This window comes from Pseudomonas sp. SWRI179 (genome assembly GCF_014268705.1).
In the GTDB taxonomy this organism is placed as follows: domain Bacteria; phylum Pseudomonadota; class Gammaproteobacteria; order Pseudomonadales; family Pseudomonadaceae; genus Aquipseudomonas; species Aquipseudomonas zanjanensis.
Window position 1 is genome coordinate 15805 of the sequence record NZ_JABWRA010000027.1, and the last position, 22523, is coordinate 38327.

The 22523-nt window shown below is 61.9% G+C and carries 19 protein-coding genes and 1 pseudogene; 5 read left to right on the top strand and 15 right to left on the bottom strand.

Going from position 1 to position 22523, the window contains the following annotated elements:
- Nucleotides 1-54: 54 nt before the first annotated feature.
- Nucleotides 55-1497 carry a PTS system trehalose-specific EIIBC component gene (treP, locus tag HU767_RS16445; RefSeq protein WP_186729995.1) on the bottom strand — a complete coding sequence of 481 codons (1443 nt, stop codon included), beginning with the start codon at nt 1495-1497 and terminating at the stop codon, nt 55-57.
- A gap of 246 nt (nt 1498-1743) precedes the next feature.
- Here treP and treR point away from each other — a divergent pair, with 246 nt between their 5' ends.
- The gene (gene treR, locus HU767_RS16450; RefSeq protein WP_186729996.1) at nt 1744-2448 is read left to right on the top strand and encodes a trehalose operon repressor; all 705 of its coding nucleotides are present in this window, start codon (nt 1744-1746) and stop codon (nt 2446-2448) included.
- A gap of 350 nt (nt 2449-2798) precedes the next feature.
- On the opposite strand, the gene HU767_RS16455 is transcribed toward treR, so the two are convergent.
- Together HU767_RS16455 and HU767_RS28855 are read right to left on the bottom strand one after the other, a co-directional pair.
- On the bottom strand, nt 2799-3323 hold the full coding sequence (locus tag HU767_RS16455) for a DNA-binding protein (RefSeq protein ID WP_186705423.1): 525 nt from the start codon (nt 3321-3323) through the stop codon (nt 2799-2801).
- Nucleotides 3324-3327: 4 nt separating this feature from the next.
- Nucleotides 3328-3603, bottom strand: a complete 276-nt coding sequence (locus HU767_RS28855; RefSeq protein ID WP_225917536.1) for a hypothetical protein — start codon at nt 3601-3603, stop codon at nt 3328-3330.
- Nucleotides 3604-4143: 540 nt separating this feature from the next.
- On the opposite strand from HU767_RS28855, the pseudogene HU767_RS29200 reads away from it, so the two are divergent.
- Nucleotides 4144-4227 (top strand): annotated as a pseudogene (locus HU767_RS29200) (transcriptional regulator); the annotation flags it as partial.
- A gap of 84 nt (nt 4228-4311) precedes the next feature.
- Here the strand turns inward: HU767_RS29200 and guaA are convergent.
- The 4 genes from guaA to HU767_RS16475 all read right to left on the bottom strand — a co-directional run bounded on the left by guaA (nt 4312) and on the right by HU767_RS16475 (nt 9134).
- Nucleotides 4312-5889: a glutamine-hydrolyzing GMP synthase gene (guaA, locus tag HU767_RS16460; protein WP_045155136.1), complete on the bottom strand. Its 1578-nt coding sequence runs from the start codon at nt 5887-5889 to the stop codon at nt 4312-4314.
- 79 nt (nt 5890-5968) lie between these two features.
- Nucleotides 5969-7438 carry an IMP dehydrogenase gene (gene guaB / locus HU767_RS16465; protein WP_186705413.1) on the bottom strand — a complete coding sequence of 490 codons (1470 nt, stop codon included), beginning with the start codon at nt 7436-7438 and terminating at the stop codon, nt 5969-5971.
- 310 nt (nt 7439-7748) lie between these two features.
- Nucleotides 7749-8297: a sugar ABC transporter ATPase gene (locus HU767_RS16470; RefSeq protein ID WP_186729997.1), complete on the bottom strand. Its 549-nt coding sequence runs from the start codon at nt 8295-8297 to the stop codon at nt 7749-7751.
- A 69-nt stretch (nt 8298-8366) separates the two neighbouring features.
- Nucleotides 8367-9134: a sulfite exporter TauE/SafE family protein gene (locus HU767_RS16475; protein WP_186705411.1), complete on the bottom strand. Its 768-nt coding sequence runs from the start codon at nt 9132-9134 to the stop codon at nt 8367-8369.
- Nucleotides 9135-9371: 237 nt separating this feature from the next.
- On the opposite strand from HU767_RS16475, the gene xseA reads away from it, so the two are divergent.
- The 3 genes from xseA (at nt 9372) to leuA (ending at nt 13715) form a co-directional block, all read left to right on the top strand.
- Nucleotides 9372-10751, top strand: coding sequence for an exodeoxyribonuclease VII large subunit (gene xseA / locus HU767_RS16480; RefSeq protein WP_030139579.1), 1380 nt, complete (start codon nt 9372-9374; stop codon nt 10749-10751).
- A 3-nt stretch (nt 10752-10754) separates the two neighbouring features.
- Nucleotides 10755-11576: a peptidoglycan DD-metalloendopeptidase family protein gene (locus HU767_RS16485; protein WP_186729998.1), complete on the top strand. Its 822-nt coding sequence runs from the start codon at nt 10755-10757 to the stop codon at nt 11574-11576.
- A gap of 459 nt (nt 11577-12035) precedes the next feature.
- Nucleotides 12036-13715, top strand: coding sequence for a 2-isopropylmalate synthase (gene leuA / locus HU767_RS16490; RefSeq protein ID WP_186705408.1), 1680 nt, complete (start codon nt 12036-12038; stop codon nt 13713-13715).
- A gap of 206 nt (nt 13716-13921) precedes the next feature.
- Here leuA and HU767_RS16495 read toward each other — a convergent pair whose 3' ends face one another.
- From HU767_RS16495 to ispG, 8 genes are all read right to left on the bottom strand, one after another.
- Entirely contained in the window at nt 13922-14341 is a 420-nt protein-coding gene (locus HU767_RS16495) for a hypothetical protein (RefSeq protein ID WP_186729999.1), read from the bottom strand.
- A gap of 63 nt (nt 14342-14404) precedes the next feature.
- Nucleotides 14405-15199: an amidohydrolase gene (locus tag HU767_RS16500; RefSeq protein WP_186730000.1), complete on the bottom strand. Its 795-nt coding sequence runs from the start codon at nt 15197-15199 to the stop codon at nt 14405-14407.
- Entirely contained in the window at nt 15187-16335 is a 1149-nt protein-coding gene (locus tag HU767_RS16505) for a pyridoxal phosphate-dependent aminotransferase (protein ID WP_186730001.1), read from the bottom strand. Before HU767_RS16505 ends, HU767_RS16500 begins: the two co-directional genes overlap by 13 nt.
- 268 nt (nt 16336-16603) lie before the next feature.
- Nucleotides 16604-18076, bottom strand: coding sequence for a ribosome biogenesis GTPase Der (der, locus tag HU767_RS16510; RefSeq protein WP_003185121.1), 1473 nt, complete (start codon nt 18074-18076; stop codon nt 16604-16606).
- A gap of 199 nt (nt 18077-18275) precedes the next feature.
- Nucleotides 18276-19427 (bottom strand): outer membrane protein assembly factor BamB, encoded by a 1152-nt coding sequence (gene bamB, locus HU767_RS16515; protein ID WP_053118636.1) that lies wholly within the window; start codon nt 19425-19427, stop codon nt 18276-18278.
- Nucleotides 19420-20061 (bottom strand): tetratricopeptide repeat protein, encoded by a 642-nt coding sequence (locus HU767_RS16520; RefSeq protein WP_186730002.1) that lies wholly within the window; start codon nt 20059-20061, stop codon nt 19420-19422. The genes bamB and HU767_RS16520 overlap by 8 nt, the downstream gene beginning before the upstream one ends.
- Before the next feature lie 40 nt (nt 20062-20101).
- Nucleotides 20102-21391: a histidine--tRNA ligase gene (hisS, locus tag HU767_RS16525; RefSeq protein WP_186730003.1), complete on the bottom strand. Its 1290-nt coding sequence runs from the start codon at nt 21389-21391 to the stop codon at nt 20102-20104.
- A 22-nt stretch (nt 21392-21413) separates the two neighbouring features.
- Nucleotides 21414-22523, bottom strand: coding sequence for a flavodoxin-dependent (E)-4-hydroxy-3-methylbut-2-enyl-diphosphate synthase (ispG, locus tag HU767_RS16530; protein ID WP_003185136.1), 1110 nt, complete (start codon nt 22521-22523; stop codon nt 21414-21416).

The following is a 22523-nucleotide window of genomic DNA, read 5'->3' on the forward strand; positions in this document are numbered from 1 at the left end:
GTCTGTTTGGTACTGGCCTTGCGGGCCTCATCGCGGGCAAGCCCGCCCACAGGGTCAGGCCACCCGATACCCCGGCCGGACGATCTTCATGCTCAACGCACAGGTCAGGGCAAAGGGCACGCTCATGGCGATGACCATGCCGACCACGAACATCGGTATGTAGTCAGGCACGATGGAAATGAATCCCGGCAGGCCTCCGACGCCAATCGCCGAGGCCTTGATCTTGTTCAGTGACAGGAAAATGCAACCCAGGGCCGAGCCGGTCAGGGCGCAATAGAAGGGGAATTTGTAGCGCAGGTTGACCCCGAACATTGCCGGTTCGGTGATGCCGAAATAAGCGGAAATCGCCGAGGTGGACGCCATGCTCTTGTCCCGCGCATTGCGGGTCATGTAGAACACCGCCAGCGCCGCGCTGCCCTGGGCCAGGTTGGACATGACGATCATCGGCCAGATGAAGGTGCCGCCCTGGGTCGAGATCAATTGCAGGTCCACCGCCAGGAACATGTGGTGCATGCCGGTCACCACCAGCGGCGCATAGAGCAGGCCGAAGATCGCCCCGCCAATCATCGGTGCCAGGTCGAACAGCGCCACCATGCCTTCGGTGATCAGGATGCCCAGGTGGCGGGTGACCGGACCGATGATGGCGAGGGCCAGCACCCCGGTGATCACGATGGTGGTGATGGGGATTACCAGCAGTTGGATGGCGTTGGGCACCCTGGCCCGCAACCATCTCTCGATCACGCTCATGACATAGGCCGCCAGCAGGATCGGCAGGATCTGCCCCTGGTAGCCGACTTTCTCGATCCGGAACCAGCCGAAGATATCGAAATACGGCAGGCTCTGGCCGTCCAATCCCGCCACGGCCTTGCCGTAGTTCCAGGCGTTGAGCAGGTCCGGGTGAACGAGCATCAGGCCCAGCACGATGCCAAGGATCTCGCTGCCGCCGAAACGCTTGGCCGCCGACCAGCCCACCAAGGCCGGGAGAAAGACGAAGGAGGTGTTGGCCATGAGATTGATCAGGCTCCAGACGCCGTCCAGGTTCGGATAGGCATCGAGCAACGTCTGCCCGGCAATGAACATGCCCTTGGCGCCCAGCAGGTTGTTGACGCCCATCAGCAGGCCAGCAATCACCAGGGCGGGCAGGATGGGCATGAACACATCGGAGAGCACCCGCACCAGGCGCTGCATACCGTTGCCTTTCTGCGCGCCCTGGCGCTTGACGTCGGCGATGGTCGCGGCGGCCAGGCCCGTCAGCTCGCGCAGGGCCGCGTAGACCTTTTCCACCTCGCCGGGGCCAATGACCACCTGGAACAGGCCACCGGTGAAAAAGGAGCCCTTGACCAGGTCGATCTGGTTCAGCGTGGCGCTGTCCACCCGGGTCGCGTCCTTGAGGGACAGGCGCAGGCGCGTCACGCAGTGGGCGGCCTGCTCGATATTGTCGACGCCACCCAAGCTGTGCAGCAGCTCGCTGGCGATTCTGGAGTAATCGTGGCTCATGCTTTTTTCTTCCGCGTCATTCTTGTTATTGAATAGTCGACAGCACGTGGAAGAGAAAGTACTCGTCTGTACGAGTTAAATCAACAACTCGTACAGACGAGTTATGTTTTTGTTTATGATGAGCCCCCGACTGTCCCGGAAACGTCCTACGCTCCTGTCGTCAAAGAATGACAGCCGAATGGACAAATCCCCCACTTGGCCCGTAAGGTTCCGCCCCGGTGAACAGCGCGGTACAGAGCCCTCCCCATGAGTAAATACAACCAGATCTACAACGATCTGCTGACCAGCATTACCACCGAACGCCTGGAGCGAGGCGCTCGCCTGCCCTCCGAAACCGAACTGATGGACAGTTATCAGGCCAGTCGTGGCACGGTGCGCAAGGCCATCGAACAACTTCAGGAGCGCGGCTTCGCCCAGAAAATCCATGGCAAGGGCACCTTCGTGCTGTCCACCCAGCCCATCGAATTCCAGCTCGGCGGCATCGTCAGTTTCCAGGAGACCTACCCGCGCCTGGGCAATGACGTCAGTACCGAAGTGGTCGAGTTCAGCCAGTTACCGTTGGAAGGCGCGCTGCTCGAGCACATCAAGGCCCCCGCCGGCAGCCAAGTCACCCGCATCAAGCGGGTCCGGCGAATCGACGGCAAGCGCGTGATCCTGGACATCAACCATTTCGTCAGCGACGTTATCCCCGGCCTGACCCGCGACATTGCCGTGCAGTCGATCTACGCCTTCATCGAACAGACCCTGCAACTGCAAATCGCCTACGCCCATCGCACCATCGAAGCGGTCCGCTGCGGCAAGGACGACCAGCAGCACCTGGACCTCGAAGGCCAGAGCCATGTCATCGTGGTGAGTAACCAGACCTTTCTCCAGGATGGCCGGCAGTTCGAGTACACCGAGTCGCGGCATACGCTGGATAAGTTTTATTTTTCGGATGTGGCGCGGCGGTGAACGCAAAAAAGGCGTGTGGATACGGGTTCACATGGATTTGATTCGTTCACAGTTCTCTAATACCTAAGCCTGAAGGACTTCAGCGGTCGACAGGTTTTCCCGGCCGATATCGATCGATCACAGCAGCACACGCTCCGCCGTCCTCCTCAAACACCCGCGAGACGGCAACAGCGATTTCGACTCATACCCTGAACTGTTGCAGCACGGGCATTCCAGAAATGATGTCGTGCACCTGATCTTGTAGGTAACGGTTATGGTTGTAAAAAAACGATTAGATAAAAAGAGCCGCGCACAAAAACGATTACTCCTGACAACCGGCTCGTCGAACAGAGGAGAGGCTGAGATGTCTGTCACCCAACCAAAGCGTCCAACTCTTCGCAAGCCATGCCAGGTAACCGTCGGCCTTCTTTCGCAACGTTGACCTGCAACGCCACCTGAGCCACATCCAACACATTCTGGGTAAGCGAATAGCTGCCCTTGGCCTGCAGCCAGGTCAGCACGTCCGCCAAATGCCAGATAGAAGCACTCCCCTCGTGCACCGGCGTCGGGAAGCTGCTCGGATGAGCCAACATCAGCTTGCGCATATTCTGCCGAGACACGCCTACGATCTCCGCGACATCGGTCAGTCCGACCAAATCAGGCGCGACCTCGATCAATTTGGCCGACGGCACTGCGCGATGGACGTCGGCCAGAGCGCTAAGCACCGCCTTGACCGCATCAGGCGCCTCGCGGGTGAACTCAAGCGCCAGCCGGCCCGGTTGCCCGATGCCGACCAGAGCATCGTCGCAGCCCGCTTCTCCCAGCCGCTCCACCAGTTCATCCATGGCACAGCCATCGTTAGCAAGCTGATATTTCAAGGTAAAAATATATTCCATTGTTCTATTCCTCAGCATCGCCATCAGCGTCGCGCCGATTGCGATGCGCAGTGCAATTGTCCACGACGCGTCGCAATGCTCGCGCGTGGTTGCCAGGACTCTTCGGCGTGCTCCATATCGATGTGATACAGAATTCGCCACAGCGGCATTCCGCGTCTTTGTACGGGCAATAAACCCGCCCCCAAGCGTGACTGCCACCAGCGTCTACGCGCCACCCCTGCCCTTCGGCATACCTAAGCGTTTCTTCGATTTCTTTCTTCGGGTGCGTTGGACGAATCATCCGTGATCTCCAGTATTCGCATGATCAGCCAGGTTGTCAAATGACAACCTAGCTCTTTCTTTCAAACGACGCTCTGCCCAGCGGGGTCACGTTTGCCCGGTCGCAGCATGGATACAGGGGGTACGACGCGCAATACTTGGCACGCGACAGCGTTTCGCAAGGCGTGCCGGCGAAATTCCCGCAGGGCTTCGCCGTCCGATGATAAGCACTTCTCGGTGCTCGATGAGGCGGGGAATCGTAGCGAAAGGTGACTGAGCCGTCAGGTGCCATTGATGGCTGAGAGCGACGGACAAGCGAGGAACAACGATGGGGAATTGGTGCGTAGCAGATGGGCACAGACCGCTTGGAATCGCCTCTATCCTATGGCGAGGGAGCTTGCTCCCGCTGGGCTGCGCAGCAGCCCCAAACCCTCATCGGCGGTGTGTCAGGTTGACCCTACCCGCTTGGATTGGGGGCGCTTCGCACCCCAGCGGGAGCAAGCTCCCTCGCCACGGTTTTGTGTTTGGCTGGCAATGACGCGGGCCTTTCAAGTCTCATCACGTCAGTGACAAAGTGCTGATCCAGAAATAGAAGGATCTGGAAGCCGACCGCGTGCTGGCGAGGACCGACTACAAGGAGGTGCCGAACCCTAAAACGCCAAAAGCCCGCAACTAAGCGGGCTTCAGGGTGTTACTTGCTAGAGGCTACCGGTCAGCGCCGGACGCCCCATCACTCCCACTCAATCGTCGCCGGCGGCTTGCTCGACACGTCATACGTCACGCGAGAAATGCCTTCGATTTCATTGATGATCCGCCCGGAGACAGTCTCCAGCAGCTCGTACGGCAGGTGAGCCCAGCGCGCGGTCATGAAGTCGATGGTTTCCACGGCGCGCAGGGCCACGACCCAGGCGTAACGACGGCCATCGCCGACCACGCCCACGGATTTCACCGGCTGGAACACCACGAACGCCTGGCTGACCTTGTGGTACCAGTCGGCCTTGCGCAGTTCTTCGATGAAGATGTGGTCGGCGCGACGCAGCAGGTCGGCGTATTCCTTCTTCACTTCACCGAGGATCCGCACGCCCAGGCCCGGGCCCGGGAATGGGTGGCGGTAGACCATGTCGTACGGTAGGCCCAGTTCCAGGCCGAGGCGACGCACTTCGTCCTTGAACAGTTCGCGCAGCGGCTCGACCAGCTTGAGGTTCATCTCTTCCGGCAGGCCACCGACGTTGTGGTGGGACTTGATCACGTGGGCCTTGCCGCTCTTGGCGCCGGCCGACTCGATCACGTCGGGGTAGATGGTGCCCTGGGCCAGGTACTTGATGTTGTCCAGCTTGCAGGATTCGGCATCGAACACGTCGATGAAGGTGCGGCCGATGATCTTGCGTTTCTTCTCCGGGTCGGACTCGCCGGCCAGGTTGTTCAGAAACTGCTCTTCGGCGTTGGCGCGGATCACCTTGACGCCCATGTTCTCGGCGAACATGGCCATCACTTGCTCGCCTTCGTGCAGGCGCAGCAGGCCGTTGTCGACGAAGACGCAGGTCAGCTGGTCACCGATGGCCTTGTGCAGCAGCGCGGCAACCACCGAGGAGTCCACACCGCCGGACAGGCCCAGCAGCACGTTGTCGGTGCCGACCTGGGCGCGGACCTGGGCGATGGCGTCTTCAGCGATCTTCGACGGGGTCCACAGGGCTTCGCACCCGCAGATGTCGAGGATAAAGCGCGACAGGATCCGGCCGCCCTGCTTGGTGTGGGTCACTTCAGGGTGGAACTGCACGCCGTAGTAGCGGCGGTCATCGTTGAACATGCCGGCAATCGGGCAGCTCGGGGTGCTGGCCAGGATGTGGAAGTCTTCCGGCATCTTGGTGACCTTGTCACCGTGGCTCATCCACACGTCCAGGCCGAACAGGCCATCGGCGTCGACGTGGTCCTCGATACCGTCCAACAGGCGGCTCTTGCCGACCACGTCGACGCGGGCGTAACCGAACTCACGCAGGTCCGAACCTTCGACCTTGCCGCCTAGCTGCTCAGCCATGGTCTGCATGCCGTAGCAGATACCGAAGACCGGCACGCCCAGGTCGAACACGGCTTGCGGGCAGCGCGGGCTGTCGGCTTCGTGCACGGACTCGGGGCCGCCGGCGAGGATGACGCCTTTCGGAGCGAATTCGCGAATCGCTTCGTCATCCATGTCGAACGGATGCAGTTCGCAGTACACGCCGATCTCACGCACGCGGCGGGCGATCAGTTGGGTGTACTGGGAACCGAAGTCGAGGATCAGGATGCGGTGAGCGTGAATGTCGAGGGCCATGACTCATTCTCATGTAGTGAATCAGAAACAACTCGGGGCTGAATGAACAGCCCCGGTGATTAACGTTTTGCTGGAAGCCTTAACCTACACGGTAGTTCGGCGCTTCCTTGGTGATCTGCACGTCGTGCACGTGGGACTCGGCCATGCCGGCGCCGGTGATGCGCACGAATTCCGGCTTGGTGCGCATCTCTTCGATGTCAGCGCTGCCGGTATAGCCCATGGAGGAACGCAGGCCGCCCATCAGTTGATGGATGATGGCGCTCAGGGTGCCCTTGTATGGCACGCGACCTTCGATACCTTCCGGCACCAGCTTCTCGGCACCCGCGGAGGAGTCCTGGAAGTAACGGTCGGAAGAGCCCTGGGCCTGGGACATGGCGCCCAGCGAACCCATGCCGCGATAAGCCTTGTAGCTACGGCCCTGGAACAGCTCGATCTCGCCCGGCGCTTCTTCGGTACCGGCGAACATCGAACCCATCATCACGCAGTAGGCACCGGCAACGATGGCCTTGGACAGGTCACCGGAGAAACGGATACCGCCGTCGGCGATCAACGGCACGCCGGTGCCTTCAAGGGCGGCGGCGACGTTGGCGATGGCGCTGATCTGCGGCACGCCGACACCAGCAACGATACGGGTGGTGCAGATCGAGCCAGGGCCGATACCGACCTTGACCGCGTCGGCACCGGCGTCGGCCAGGGCCTTGGCGGCTGCGCCGGTGGCGATGTTGCCGCCGATCACCTGCACGTCAGGGAAGTTCTGCTTGACCCAGCGAACGCGGTCGATCACGCCTTTGGAGTGACCGTGGGCGGTGTCGACCACCACCACGTCAACGCCGGCATTGACCAGGGCGGCGACGCGGTCACCGGTGTCCTTGCCGGTGCCGACGGCGGCGCCGACGCGCAGACGACCTTGGTCGTCCTTGCTCGCCAGCGGGTAGGCCTTGGCTTTTTCGATGTCGTTGACGGTCATCATGCCCTTGAGGGCAAATTTGTCATCGACGATCAGCACGCGCTCGATGCGGTGCTTGTGCAGCAATTCACGGACGTCGTCCTTGCTGGTGCCTTCCTTGACCGTGACCAGGCGCTCTTTAGGCGTCATCACTTGGCGGACGGAAGCATCCAGGCGGTTCTCGAAACGCACGTCGCGGGAGGTGACGATGCCGACCAGGTCGCCATCGTGCAGCACCGGAACGCCGGAGATGTTGTGCATGCGGGTCAGTTCGAACAGATCCCGGACCGTGGCGTCAGCCTCGATGGTGATCGGATCCTTGACCACGCCAGCCTCGAACCGCTTGACCTTGCGCACTTCGGCGGCCTGCTGTTCGATGGTCATGTTCTTGTGGATGATACCGATACCGCCTTCCTGGGCCATGGCAATGGCCAGACGGGCTTCGGTCACGGTGTCCATGGCAGCGGAAACCAGGGGGATATTCAGTTCGATGCCACGGGTGAGACGGGTTTTGAGACTGACTTCGTTAGGCAGTACCTCGGAATAACCGGGCACTAGGAGAATGTCATCGAAGGTCAGAGCTTCTTGGCTGATACGCAGCATCGCGGGGGCTCCCGAGCGGGAAAATGGAAGCGCGCCATTATACTCATGCACCCCGTCTGGCTCAATGTAAAACTCTGTCTATTATTGGCGGGGTGATTGACGGGCTAAAACCACCGCCTTCAACCAAACACAGAGAGTGGGGAAATGGTGGCCCCTGTGGCGAGGGAGCTTGCTCCCGCTCGGTTGCGCAGCAACCGCCAAAAGCCGGGGCCGCTTCGCAGCCCAGCGGGAGCAAGCTCCCTCGCCACAGGGTTTGTATTCCATTCCACAAGGGCTGTGTGTTCCTGGCCACAGCGTTTGGGTGTCCTCGCTACAACTCCACCTTCACCCAACTCACCGGCTGATCGAGCCAATCGGCGAATTCATCGATGAACTCCTGCTTGAATCCCGCCTCCAGCCAGTTATTGAAGATGAACCCCAGGTTGGAAAAGCCGCACGGCTGCAGGAACAGGAAGCCATTGATGTCATCTTCATGACCGCACTCGGGACAGGTGAAGTTGTCGGTGCGCCCTGGCATCCAATCTTCCAGGCTTTCGAACAGCGCTTCGCCAATCTCCCGGCGACACTCGGCGCAACCGGCTTCTTCAAGAAAGCCCTTGGCCGGCGTATAGATGCAGCGCTTGGTGATGACCTCCAGGCCATTGACCGGCTCGCCGAACGGCAGTGCGTCGGGATGCAGCACCACGTCTCGGGCACCGGGGGCGATGGCGTGGGCCATGCGATTGCCGGTACGCCCGCAGGTGGTCAGTTGTTCTTCGACGATATTCTTGCGCACCAGCCAACGCACGATTGCCCGGGCCCGAGGCTCGTGGACCGGCAGGGTGGAAATTTTCGGGACGATAATGCTTTGCGAATTCATGGCGAGGCCTGGCGGTTTCCCTGGCGGTTCTTATAAAGGGCCGGCAGCTTAATCCCTGGCTGGGCCAGGTCAAGCACTCAGGTAACGCCCGATCAACGCGAGGCCACTGGCGAGCACCAACCAAGTGACCAGGCGCACGAAGGCCTCTCGGGACATTTTCATGGTCAGACGACGCCCCACCCACAACCCCAGCGCCATGGCCGGCAACAAACACAGCGCCAGTACCAACAAGGGTAGCTCGGCATACACCCCGGCGATGATAAACAGGCTCAAGCGCACCACGGTGCTGCAACTGATCAAGGCACTTTGCGTGGCACGGGCCGGGTCCTTGGGCAGGCGACTGTTCAGGTAGATGGCATACAAAAAGCCGCCACTGCCAAACAACGCCCCGAACATCCCGCCCACCGTGCCCATCGGAAACGCCCACAGCGAAGACAGCTGCGTCGGCCGGGTCTTTATCAACAGGCTGTAGATGGCATAAGCGCAGATGAACAACCCCATCAACAACAGCAACACGTCGGACTTGAGGTTGAGCAGGAAAATTACCCCCAGGGTGCAGCCCAGCGCCATGCACGGCAGCAAGCGCAGCAGTTCCGGCCGGGAGACGTCACGGCGCGAGGGCAACAGGTTGCCGAAGGCCGCGACAAAATCGAGCAAGACCAGCAGCGGGACGATTTTCGACAGGGGCATGAACAACAGCAGGATCGGCGCCGCCACCAGCGCCGTGCCAAACCCGGCGATGCCGAACACGATGTAGGCCAGGACAATGGCCGAGGCGATCACCAGCCATTCCATCGGGGCAAATGCCCACTGGCCCAACCATGGGAGAAGATTCATCCGGCACTTCCTTGATGAGGAGAGCGGGGACTTTAGCCAGATGCTGGGGGTTACATCCAGCACTTATGGCGACAGACCTATCGCCTTCGCGAGCAAGCCCGCTCCCACAGGGGATACCAGTGATCTGAAGATTGATGTTGTACCTGTGGGAGCGGGCTTGCTCGCGAAGGGGGCGACTCAGTCTAATTGCCTTGCACACATGGAGATTCCCCTGCGAATGCCCTTATCATGCCGCCCATGATTAAAGATCCCTTTGCCCGACTGGGCCTGGACCGCGAAGTCCTGACTGTCAGCCAGCTCAACGGCCGCGCGCGGGTGTTGCTCGAAGACGTGTTCAGCAACATCTGGGTCGAGGGCGAGATCTCCAACCTCGCCCGCCCCGCCTCCGGACACGTGTACTTCACTCTCAAGGACAGCGGCGCCCAGGTGCGTTGCGCGCTGTTCCGACAGAACGCCGCACGGGTGCGCCAGGCTCTGAAAGACGGCTTGGCGGTGAAGGTGCGCGGCAAGGTTTCGCTGTTCGAGGGCCGTGGCGACTATCAACTGATCCTCGACACCGTGGAGCCGGCCGGCGATGGCGCCCTGCGCCTGGCTTTCGATGCACTGAAGGAAAAGCTCAGCGCCGAAGGCCTGTTCAGCGCCGAGCGCAAGGTGCCGCTGCCAGCCCATCCGCAACGCATCGGCATCATCAGCTCGCCCACCGGCGCGGTGATCCGCGACATCATCAGCGTGTTCCGCCGCCGCGCGCCGCAGATATCCCTGACCTTGATTCCTACCGCCGTGCAAGGCCGCGAAGCCACCGCGCAAATCGTCCGCGCCCTGAAACTGGCCGATGCCCGCGGTTTCGATGCGCTGATCCTGGCCCGGGGCGGCGGTTCGCTGGAAGACTTGTGGTGCTTCAACGAAGAAGCCGTGGCCCGGGCGGTGGACGCCTGCGTCACACCGATCGTCAGCGCTGTCGGCCATGAAACCGATGTGTCCATCAGTGACTTCGTCGCCGACGTCCGCGCCCCGACCCCTTCTGCCGCCGCCGAACTGCTGGCGCCGGATGCCGGCGACCTGGTACGCCGGGTCGAAAGCCTGCATCGCCGGCTGGTGATGCGCATGCGCGACCGGCTGATGCGCGATCAACTGCGCCTCGAAGGCCTTACCCGACGCCTGCGCCATCCCGGTGAACGCCTGCGCCAGCAGGCCCAACGCCTCGACGACCTGGACATGCGCATGCGCCGGGCCTTCGAACGCAGCCTCAATACTCGCCGCGAACGACTGATCCGCCTGGAAACCCGCCTGGCCGGGCAGCATCCGGGCCGCCAACTGGCAATGTTGCGCCAGCGCCTGGACAGCCTCGCCGAACGCCTGCCCCGGGCCATGCGCGAAGGGCTCAAGACGCGACGCGTGCAATTGCACAACCAGATGCAGACGCTGCACATCGTCAGCCCCCTGGCGACCCTCGGTCGCGGCTACAGCATTTTGCTCGACGAGCGCGGCCATGCGATCCGCAGCGCCGGGCAAACCCAGACTGGCCAGCGCCTGACCGCCAAGCTCGGCGAAGGCGAACTGCTGGTGCGGGTCGAGGACAATCACCTGACGCCGGTCACCCTTTCTTTACTGGATTGATTCATGCCGCGATATCTCGCCCCCTTGCTCTTGCTATGCCTGACCGTCAACGCCCACGCCGACAGTTACATCACCCGCTTGCTGAACAAGCCGGTGCCCGGCGGTGTGGCCGTGGTGGACCTGGGCAGCGCGGCCCAGGCACCCAAAGCCACTTACCAGGGCAAACCGGTGCTGGTGGTCAAGGAACAACAGAACTGGCTGGCGATTGTCGGCATTCCGCTGACGGTCCAGCCCGGCACCCAGCAGATCAGCAGCGCCGGCACTACCCAGCCCTTCGTGGTCGGCTACAAGAAGTACCCCGAGCAGCACATCACCCTGAAGAACAAGCGCCAGGTCAATCCGAACCCGGCGGATCTCAAGCGCATCGACGCCGAGCTGGCGGTGCAACTGAAGGCCTATCGCAGCTTCAGCCCGAACATCCCCAGCAACTTGTTGCTGGACAAACCGGTCAACGGCCCGCTGTCGAGCAAGTTCGGCGTACGCCGTTTCTTCAACGGCGAAGAGCGCAACCCCCACGCCGGGCTGGACTTCGCCGTGCCCGCCGGCACGCCGATCAAGACCCCGGCCGCCGGCAAGGTGATCCTCACCGGCAATTACTTCTTCAATGGCAACACCGTATTCGTCGACCATGGCCAAGGCTTCATCAGCATGTTCTGCCACATGTCGAAGATTGACGTGAAGGTCGGCCAGCAACTGGCCCGGGGCACCGTGGTGGGCAAGGTCGGCGCCACCGGCCGGGCGACGGGGCCGCATATGCACTGGAACATCAGCTTGAATGATGCGCGGGTGGATCCGGCGATTTTTATCGGGGCTTTCCAACCCTGAGTGTTTGCGGTGAGGCTACTGGCCTCTTCGCGAGCAAGCCCGCTCCCACAGGTACAGCGTTGATTCTGAAATCATCCACATTCCCCTGTGGGAGCGGGCTTGCTCGCGAAAGCGTCAGCCGCATCGCAGTCCATCATCATGGATTGCCAAGCGAGAAACATCGACGCAATAAAATTACAACTACCTCAGCGTCACGCGATTAAATCTCGCAAACCCACCTAAAAACAGAACTTCTCCCAATTTTCCCCGACTGCTTGCAACCCCCCGTCCACGCGGTTAGGGTTGAAGGCATGAAAACCTCTCACACCCTCATCCAGCTTCGCCAGCACCGCAGCCTGTGCCTCGTCAGCGCACGACTGCCGGGCTGAATCGCGGCACCTCGTCCCGGCTGTAGAGCCACCCCCATTCGAACCACCGGCAGGCCGCCTTTTTCCGGCCACGACAATAAGGATTCCGCCCATGAGCATGCTCAAAGACCCGTCTTCGAAATACCGCGCCTTCCCGACCATCAACCTGCCGGATCGCACCTGGCCGTCGAAGACCATCACCGCCGCGCCGATCTGGTGCAGCTCCGACCTGCGCGACGGCAACCAGTCGCTGATCGAGCCGATGGACGCGGTCAAGAAGCTACGCTTCTGGAAAACCCTGGTCGCGGTGGGCGTGAAGGAAATCGAAGCGTCGTTCCCGGCCGCCTCGCAGACCGACTTCGATTTCGTGCGCACCCTCATCGAGGAAGGCCACATCCCGGACGACACCACCATCCAGGTGCTGACCCAGGCCCGTGAAGACCTGATCGCCCGCACGTTCGAATCCCTGCGTGGCGCGAAAAAAGCCATCGTCCACCTGTACAACGCCACCTGCCCGTCGTTCCGCCGTATCGTGTTCAACCAGGACAAGGAAGGCGTGAAGGAAATCGCGGTGAACGCGGCCAAGCTGTTCGTCAAATACGCCGCCCAGCAGCCGGAAACCCAGTGGCAGTTCGAGTATTCGCCAGAGACCTTCAGCGCCACCGAGCTGGAATTCGCCAAGGAAGTCTGCGACGCCGTGATCGAAGTGTGGAACCCGACCCCGGCGCGCAAGGTGATCCTCAACCTGCCGGCCACCGTGGAAGTCGCCACCCCGAACATCTACGCCGACCAGATCGAGTGGTTCCACCGCAACATCACCCGTCGTGACAGCGTGCTCATCAGCCTGCACACCCACAACGACCGTGGCACCGGCGTGGCCGCTACCGAGCTGGGCCTGATGGCCGGCGCCGACCGTGTCGAAGGCTGCCTGTTCGGCAACGGCGAACGCACCGGCAACGTCGACCTGGTAACCGTGGCGCTGAACCTCTACACCCAGGGCATCAACCCTGAGCTGGACTTCTCCGACATCGACGGCGTGCGCAAAGTGGTCGAGGAATGCAACCAGATCCCGGTGCACCCGCGTCATCCGTACGTCGGCGACCTGGTTCACACCGCGTTCTCGGGCTCGCACCAGGATGCGATCCGCAAAGGTTTTGCCCAGCAGAAATCGGACACCCTGTGGGAAGTGCCGTACCTGCCAATCGACCCGGCCGACATCGGTCGCAGCTACGAGGCAGTGATTCGTGTGAACAGCCAGTCGGGCAAGGGCGGCATCGCCTACCTGCTGGAGCAGGAATACGGCATCAGCCTGCCCCGTCGCATGCAGATCGAGTTCAGCCAGGTGGTGCAGCGCGAAACCGATCGCCTGGGCCTGGAAATGACCGCCCAGCAGATCCACGCCCTGCTGCAGCGTGAATACCTGCAAGCCAACACCCCGTACGCGCTGGTCAGCCATCGCCTGCAGGAAGAAAACGGCAACAGCGCCGTGGAAGTGGAAGTGGCGAGCAAGGGCCAGGGCGAGACCAACCTGCACTGGCGCGGCCGAGGCAACGGCGCCCTGGAAGCACTGGTGGCTGGCCTGCCAATTCCGGTGGAGATCATGGACTACAACGAACACGCCATCGGCGCCGGCACCAACGCCAAGGCCGCGGCGTACATCGAACTGCGAGTCAACGGCGAGCGCGCGGTGCATGGTGTGGGTATCGATGAGAACATCACCACCGCGAGCTTCAAGGCGCTGTTCAGTGCGCTGAACCGTTCGCTGAGCCAGCCAGAGGCCAAGGCGGCTTGATCGGTCGCTGAAAATCAAAAAGGCCCCGGGGTGTGAACCCTGGGGCCTTTTTTGTTTGGCTTGGTGTTGGGTTGGCTGTTCCGGCCCCTTCGCGAGCAAGCCCGCTCCCACAGGAGGTTTCTGCCAAGCACAGAGTCTGCGTCCGCCGCAGTTCCACTGTGGGAGCGGGCTTGCTCGCGAAGGAGCCCTCTCAGACGGCCGAGATATCAGGCATGGGTATCGATCGAAATAGTCATCGCCTGCAACAGCGCGGCCTGCAAGGTTTGCAAAGTCGCCTGGGTCGCCATGATCTGGGTCTGGATCGCCATGGTTTCCTGGGCTTTCTGCTCCTCATCGGCCCGGCTTTTTTGCACCCGGGCTAGCTGGGCTTGCTGTTCGGCGAGCAACTTCTCGGTCTGTTCGATCTGCTTCTTCAGTTGCTCGATGACATCGCCGGTGCCGCTGCTGCCACCCGCACCAGCGATATTCGCGCCGCTGGTGTCGACTGCGAGTTTCTTGTCCTTGTCTTCGCTGCTGTCAGTCGGGGCCACTGGACTGACTGCTTTCTCTTCTTCAGCCTCGCGGATGGAGACCTTTGGGGCCGACAATGGATAAGGGTTAACGGTCGTTGCGCTGATACTGGTCATAGGGACTCCTCCTTGGCTGACCCGTTATCGGCACCCGACAGCGTTCCTTGAGGCTGAATCGTTTCAATAAATGAATTCGAAGCGGTCAGCATCCAGGTTCGCCGGAAACCGCGTGCGATACGCTGCCAGATCCGCCGCCTTCAAACACACCCTGAACACGCCATCAGCTTCGCCAGCGCTGAGCAAGCTCTCCCCCTGGAAATCCAGTACCTGGCTGTCCCCGGTGTAGGCGAAGCCCTTGCCATCGGTACCCACACGGTTGACCGCCGCCACGTAGCACAGGTTTTCGATCGCCCGGGCCGGCAGCAGCCGATTCCAGTGCTGACGCCGCGCCCCGGGCCAGTTGGCGGTGTACAACAGCAGGTCAGTGTCCTCGGCATCACGGCTCCACGCCGGGAAGCGCAGGTCGTAGCAGATCAACGGCCGGATCCGCCAACCCTGGAGTTCGAACAGCACCTGTTGGTCACCCGGTGTGTAGTGGTTATGCTCGCCGGCCATGCGGAACAGATGGCGCTTGTCGTAATGCAGCACTTCACCGTCCGGCCGCGCCCACAGCAAGCGATTGCGATGGCTGCCGTCGCCGGCCTGGATGATCACGCTACCGGTGATCACCGCGTCCAGTTTCGCCGCCTGGTCCTTGAGCCAACGGCTGGTGGGCCCGTGTTCAGGCTCCGCCAGGGTCTCGGATTCCATGGAGAAACCGGTGGTGAACATTTCCGGGAGGATGATCAGGTCAGCCCCGCGCGCCTGTTCGAGCAGCGCTTCGAAATGCTCCAGGTTGGCCTCGCGGTCATGCCAGGCCAAGGTGGTCTGGACCAGGGCAATGTCGAGGTCCGGCAACGCGCTCAAATCACGCATAGTTTTTCCGCCGCTTCGCGCAGCGTCTCCTCGCGTTTGGCAAAGCACAGGCGCACCAGGCGCTGGCCTTGCGGTGGGTCCTGGTAGAAGACCGAGATCGGAATGGTCGCCACGCCGTGTTCGCGGGTCATCCACAGCGCCATGTCGACGTCATTCAGGTCCGGGCGAATCCGAGAGTAGTCCACCAGTTGAAAATACGTGCCGGTCACGCGCTTGAAGCTGAACCGCGACGGGGCCAGCAGATCGCAGAACAGGTCACGCTTGGCCTGGTAGAAGTCCGGCAGTTCGTCGACGTGTTCCGGATGCTCGGCCATGAAGTCAGCCAGGGCGTACTGCAACGGCGTCACGCCGCAGAAGCTGACGTACTGGTGCACCTTGCGCAGCTCCGCGGTCAGCGCCGCTGGCGCCACCACGTAGCCGGTTTTCCAGCCGGTGACGTGGTAGGTCTTGCCGAACGAACTGACGACGAAGGCGCGGCGGTACAGCTCTTCATGGGCCAGGACACTGGCATGGGCGACGCCATCGAATACCAAGTGCTCATAAACCTCGTCGCTGACCAGATAGATGTCGCGGTCGCGAATCAGCGCCGCCAATTGATCCAGTTCGGCGCGGCTGATCAGGGCGCCGCTGGGGTTGTGCGGCGAGTTGAGGATGATCATGCGCGTGCGCGGGCTCAGGGCTTCGCCGAGCTTCTCGAAGTCGATGGAGAAGTCATCCAGGCCCAATGGCACATGCACGCAACGCCCACCGGCCAATTGCACGGAGGGCTCGTAACTGTCGTAGCTGGGGTCGAAGACGATCACTTCGTCACCGCTGTGGACCACCGCCGCGATGGCGCAGAAAATCGCCTGGGTCGCGCCAGGGGTCACGGTGACTTCCAGGTCGGCATCGACACTGGCGCCGTAGCTGCGGGCGATCTTCGCTGCGATCTGCTGGCGCAGCGCCGGCAGGCCGGTCATGGGTGAATATTGGTTGTGGCCTTGGGCGATGTGCCGACCGACCGCGTCGCGCAAGGCTTGCGGACCATCGAAATCGGGAAACCCCTGGGACAGGTTCAACGCGCCCGTCTGCGCGGCGAGCTGGGACATCTGGGTGAAAATCGTGATGCCGACGTTCGGCAACTTGCTGGTGATCATGGAGGGTCCCTGCTCTGCACCCGGCTCTGGCGCGGCGCGGGAGAGCTCGAGGATAGCCCAATCGCCGGGCATGAAAAAGGGTGCCGCCAAGGGCACCCTTTTCTTGTCACCGAATCGCAGGAAAACTCTGTGGCGAGGGAGCTTGCTCCCGCTGGGCTGCGAAGCAGCCCCTGTGTTTCATCTGATGCACTGCGGTGGCAGGTACATCTTTGGGGCTGCTGCGCAGCCCAGCGGGAGCAAGCTCCCTCGCCACAAAAGCGGTCCTGATTCAGCGCTTGTCGCGGCGCTTCTTGTCGGCCTTCTTGTGGTGCGACATCAAGCGGCGCTTCTTGTTGACCTGGCGGTCGGTGAGCGTGTTCTTGTTGCCTTCGTACGGGTTCTCGCCGCCCTTGAACTCGATGCGGATCGGCGTGCCGACCAGCTTCAGGACACGACGGTAGGTGTTCTCCAAGTAGCGAACGTAGGACTTGGGCACCTTCTCGATCTGGTTACCGTGGATCACGATAATCGGCGGGTTGGCACCGCCCAAGTGGGCGTAGCGCAGCTTGATCCGACGGTTGTTGACCATCGGTGGCGCGTGCTCGCCGACCGCATCTTCGAGGATCTGGGTCAGGCGGTTGGTCGGCCAGCGGGTGACCGCCGACTTGAACGAGTTCTGCACCGAAGCGTAGAGGTTGCCCACGCCCGTGCCGTGCAAGGCCGAGATGAAGTGGATGTCGGCGAAGTCGACGAAGAACAGCCGACGCTGGAGTTCGACTTTCACAAAGTCGCGCTCGCTCGGCGTCATGCCGTCCCACTTGTTGATCGCGATGACCAATGCACGACCGGCTTCCAGGGCGAAGCCCAGCAGGTTCAAGTCGTGGTCGACCACACCCTCGCGGGCGTCCATCACGAAGATCACCACGTTGGCGTCTTTGATCGCCTGCAGCGTCTTGACCACGGAGAACTTTTCAACTTCTTCGTGGATCTTGCCGCGCTTGCGCACACCGGCGGTGTCGATCAGCGTGTACTTCTCTTCGTTACGTTCGAAGGGAATATAGATGCTGTCACGGGTGGTGCCGGGCTGATCGTAGACGATGACCCGGTCTTCGCCGAGCATGCGGTTGACCAGCGTCGACTTGCCTACGTTCGGGCGACCAATGATGGCGATCTTGATCCCGTCTTTTTCGCTCGGGCCCGGAATGCGCTTGGCTTCCTCGCCTTCGGCAACGATCTCTTCTTCGCCGTCTTCCGGCTCTTCGGCGTCGTCCTTGGGGAAACTCTCCAGGGCGATTTCCAGCATCTGGGTGATGCCGCGACCGTGGGCGCCGGCGATCGGGATCGCCTGGCCCATGCCCAACGGGGCGAACTCGGCGCGAGCCATGTCCGGGTCGATGTTGTCGACCTTGTTGGCGACCACGTAGGAACGCTTGTTACGCTTGCGCAAATGCTCGGCGATCATCTGGTCGGCGGCGGTAAAACCAGCCTTGGCGTCTACCAGGAACAGCACCACATCGGCTTCTTCGATGGCGAGCAGCGACTGCTCGGCCATTTTTTCGTCCATGCCGTGTTCATCACCGGAGATGCCGCCGGTGTCGACCAGAATATAGGTACGCCCTTGCCACTTGGCCTCACCGTATTGGCGATCACGGGTCAGACCGGACAAGTCGCCGACAATGGCGTCGCGTGTCCTGGTCAGGCGGTTGAACAAGGTGGACTTGCCGACGTTCGGTCGGCCCACCAGGGCGATTACGGGAACCATGCGGCTCTCCACTTCGTTATTTCAGAAAATACAAAAGCCGCTGCGAGGCAGCGGCTGGTGCTCGGGGCCAACCTGTAGGAGCGGGCTTGCTCGCGAATGCGGTGGCCCAATGAGATGGATGTCAACTGATCCACCGCTTTCGCGAGCAAGCCCGCTCCCACATGAATGAAGCCGCTTGGGAATTAACCCAAGCATAGTCTTACTTGATGGTCAGGGCTTCCAGTTTGCCGCTGTTGCCATACACATAGATCATGTTGCCCACCACCAGCGGACGGGCACGCAGGCCGTCGCTGTCGATGCGCTCACGGCCGACGAAACGACCGTCCACCTGGCTGAGCAGGTGCAGGTAACCTTCCAGGTCACCCACTGCGACGTAGCTGGAGAACACTTCCGGGGCCGACAGTTGACGACGGGCCAGGGAGTCGTTGCTCCACAATGCGGTGGTGGAACGCTCGTCAACGCCTTCGACGGTACCCGAGGACAGGCTCACGTAGACGCTGCCAAAGCCCTGGGCGACACCGGCGTAGCTGGACGCATCGCGCTGCCACAGCGGACGACCGCTTTCCAGGTCCAGTGCCGCGACGCGACCCTGGTAGCTGGCGACATACAGCGTACCGCCGGACAGCAGCAAGCCGCCGTCGATGTCGACCACACGCTCCAGTTCCGAACGACCTTGCGGGATCGCTACGCGCTGTTCCCAGACCGGCACGCCGTTGGAAATATCCAGGGCAACCACTTTACCGGTCGACAAGCCAGCCACCGCCAGGCGGTTGGTAACGATCGGCGCACTGGTGCCACGCAAGGTCAGTACCGCCGGGGTGCTGTCGTACAACCAGCGCTGGTTGCCGGTGGCGGCATCCAGGCCGATCAGACGGTCATCCTGGGTCTGCACCACCACCACGTCACCGTTGGTGGCGGGCGGTGCGAGCACTTCGCTGGTCACGCGGGCGCGCCATTTCTCTTCACCGCTGCTCGCGTCCAGGGCGACGATCTCACCCTTGAGCGTGCCGATCATGACCAGGCCATAACCCACGCCAACGGCGCCGGAAACAGGCAGTTCAAGGTCCTTTTCCCATTTGACGTCGCCGTTGGTGCGGTCCATCGCCATTACCACGCCGGTGACGTCGCCTGCATAGATGGTGTCGCCGTCGATGGCCGGCACCAGCATGTTGTAGGTTTCACCCTGGCCATCGCCGATGGAACGGCTCCACTGCTTCTGCAGCACGACTTCTTCTTTGAAGTCGGTCAGTTCGGCCGGCGGCAGTTCTTTCTTGCTGTTGCTGCTGCAACCCGCGGCCAGAATGGCCAGGGCCAGCAATGCTGCATGTTTCCAACGAATCACGTCACGCATCCCCTTTGGCCAGGTCGTCCAGCTTGATTTGCAGGCCACCGACCGCGGCTTCATCCGACAGCGCAGCCTTGGCTTTTTGGTAGGCCGCATGGGCCTCATCGGCACGACCCAGCTGTACCAGCAGGTCGCCCTTGAGTTCTTCGCGGGTCGCCAGGAACGCCTGGTCGGCATCGCCGTCGAGCAGCTTCAAGGCGTCTTCGGCCTTGTTCTGCGCCGCCAGCACCTGCGCCAGGCGCTGACGCGCCACTTCGCCCAGGGTCGGGTTGACCGGCTTGTCGACGATGGATTTCAGCTCGGTGGCCGCGTCGTCCAGCTTGCCGCTGTCAACCGCCACCTTGGCCACGAACAGGCGACCGTATTGGGCGTAGGCAGTGCCGCCGAATTCCTTGTCCAGCTTGCCGGCCAGGTCCGCCACGCGGGCCGCGTCAGGCTTGCCGTCCGGGGTCAGGGTGGTTTCCAGCAATTGCTGGTAGAGCACCGAGGCGCCTTGCGACTGGTTGCTCTGGTATTTCTGGTAGGCCTGCCAGCCGAACACGATGACCAGCGCCAACAGGCCGCCAGTGACCAGCGGCTTGCCGTTGCGCGTCCACCAGTCCTTCAAATCCGCCAGCTGTTCATCTTCGGTACTCGACACCCCAATACTCCTTAATCGCTAAATCGGCTGTTTGACAGCTTCAACCCTGCACGACGCAGGTGGCCAGGTGTGCAGCAAGCGCATCCCAGGCAATGCTTTGTTGTTCGCCCTGGCCACGCAGGGGTTTGAAACCTACCACTTGTTGGGCCAGTTCGTCGTCACCGAGGATCAGTGCGTACAGCGCACCGCTCTTGTCGGCCTTCTTGAATTGGCTCTTGAAGCTGCCGGCGCCGGCGTTGATCTGCAGGCGCAGGTTGGGCAACTGGTCGCGGATCCGCTCGCTCAGGGCCAGGGCGGCCAGTTCGGCGGCCTCGCCAAAGGCGCACAGGTAGACGTCGACCTGACGGGACAGCTCTGCAGGCACTTTATCCAGCGCCTCAAGCATCAGCACCAGGCGCTCGATGCCCATGGCAAAGCCCACGCCCGGGGTCGGCTTGCCGCCCATCTGCTCCACCAGCCCGTCGTAGCGGCCACCGGCACAGACGGTGCCTTGGGCGCCGAGCTTGTCGGTGACCCACTCGAAGACGGTCTTGCTGTAGTAATCCAGGCCACGGACCAACTTGGGGTTGATCACGTAGGGAATGCCCACGGCGTCGAGGCGTGCCTTCAGCCCCTCGAAGTGCGCACGGGATTCGTCGTCGAGGTAGTCGGCCATTTTCGGCGCGTCCACCAGGATCGCTTGGGTCTCGGCGTTCTTGGTGTCGAGCACGCGCAGAGGATTGGTCTTCAGGCGGCGCTGGCTGTCTTCGTCCAGCTTGTCGAGGTGGGCGGACAGAAACTCCACCAACGCTTCACGGTAGCGGCCACGGGACTCGCTGGTACCCAGGCTGTTGAGCTCGAGCTTGACCGCGTCACGCAGCCCCAGCTCGCCCCACAGGCGCCAGGTCATGACGATCAGCTCGGCGTCGATGTCCGGACCGTCGAGGTTGAACACTTCGAGGCCGATCTGGTGGAACTGGCGGTAACGGCCTTTCTGCGGGCGCTCGTGACGGAACATCGGCCCGACGTACCAGAGTTTCTGCACCTGGCCGCCGCCGGTGATGCCGTGCTCGAGCACCGCCCGCACGCAGGCCGCCGTGCCTTCGGGGCGCAGGGTCAGGGAATCGCCGTTGCGGTCGTCGAAGGTGTACATCTCTTTTTCGACGATGTCGGTCACTTCACCGATGGAGCGCTTGAACAGCTCGGTGAACTCGACGATCGGCATGCGGATCTGCCGGTAACCGTAGTTATCCAGCAGGCGCGCCACGGTGCCCTCGAAATAACGCCACAGGGGCGTCTGCTCGGGCAGGATGTCGTTCATGCCACGAATGGCTTGCAGAGACTTGCTCACGTGTATTCCTTAATCTTTCGACTTAACCGCGCGCGATGACCGCTGCGTCGGCTTCGACCTTTTCGGCCGCTTTCTGGCGAATCAGCCGTTCCAGCTCATCCACCAGATTGTCATTCGTCAGTTTCTGCGACGGCTTGCCGTCGATGTAAATCAGGTTCGGCGTACCGCCCGTCAGGCCGATATGGGCCTCCTTGGCTTCACCCGGCCCGTTGACCACGCAACCAATCACCGCGACATCCAGCGGCACCAGCAGGTCTTCAAGGCGCCCTTCCAGTTCGTTCATGGTCTTGACCACATCGAAGTTCTGCCGCGAGCAACTCGGGCAGGCGATGAAGTTGATGCCACGGGAACGCAGGTGCAGGGACTTGAGAATGTCGTAGCCGACTTTCACTTCCTCGACCGGGTCAGCCGCCAACGAGATGCGGATGGTATCGCCAATCCCTTCGGCGAGCAGCATACCGAGGCCGACGGCGGATTTCACCGTGCCCGAGCGCAACCCACCGGCTTCGGTGATGCCCAGGTGCAGCGGCTGGACGATTTCCTTGGCCAGCAGACGGTAGGCTTCGACGGCCATGAACACGTCGGACGCCTTCACGCTGACCTTGAAGTCCTGGAAGTTCAGGCGTTCGAGGTGCTCCACATGGCGCAGCGCCGATTCCACCAGCGCCGCCGGGGTCGGTTCGCCGTATTTCTTTTGCAGGTCTTTTTCCAGGGAACCGGCGTTCACGCCGATGCGGATCGGGATGCCCCGGTCGCGCGCGGCATCCACCACGGCACGCACACGGTCTTCGCGACCGATGTTGCCCGGGTTGATGCGCAGGCAATCGACGCCCAACTCGGCCACGCGCAAGGCGATGCGGTAGTCGAAGTGGATGTCGGCGACCAAAGGGACCTTGACCAGTTGCTTGATCTTGCCGAACGCCTCGGCGGCGTCCATGTCCGGCACCGATACCCGCACGATGTCGACACCGGCGGCTTCCAGGCGGTTGATCTGGGCGACCGTGGCGGCCACGTCATTGGTGTCGCTGTTGGTCATGCTCTGCACAGCGATTGGCGCATCGCCGCCCACGGGCACGTTACCGACCCAGATTTTCCGGGATTCGCGACGCTTGATTGGAGATTCGCCGTGCAT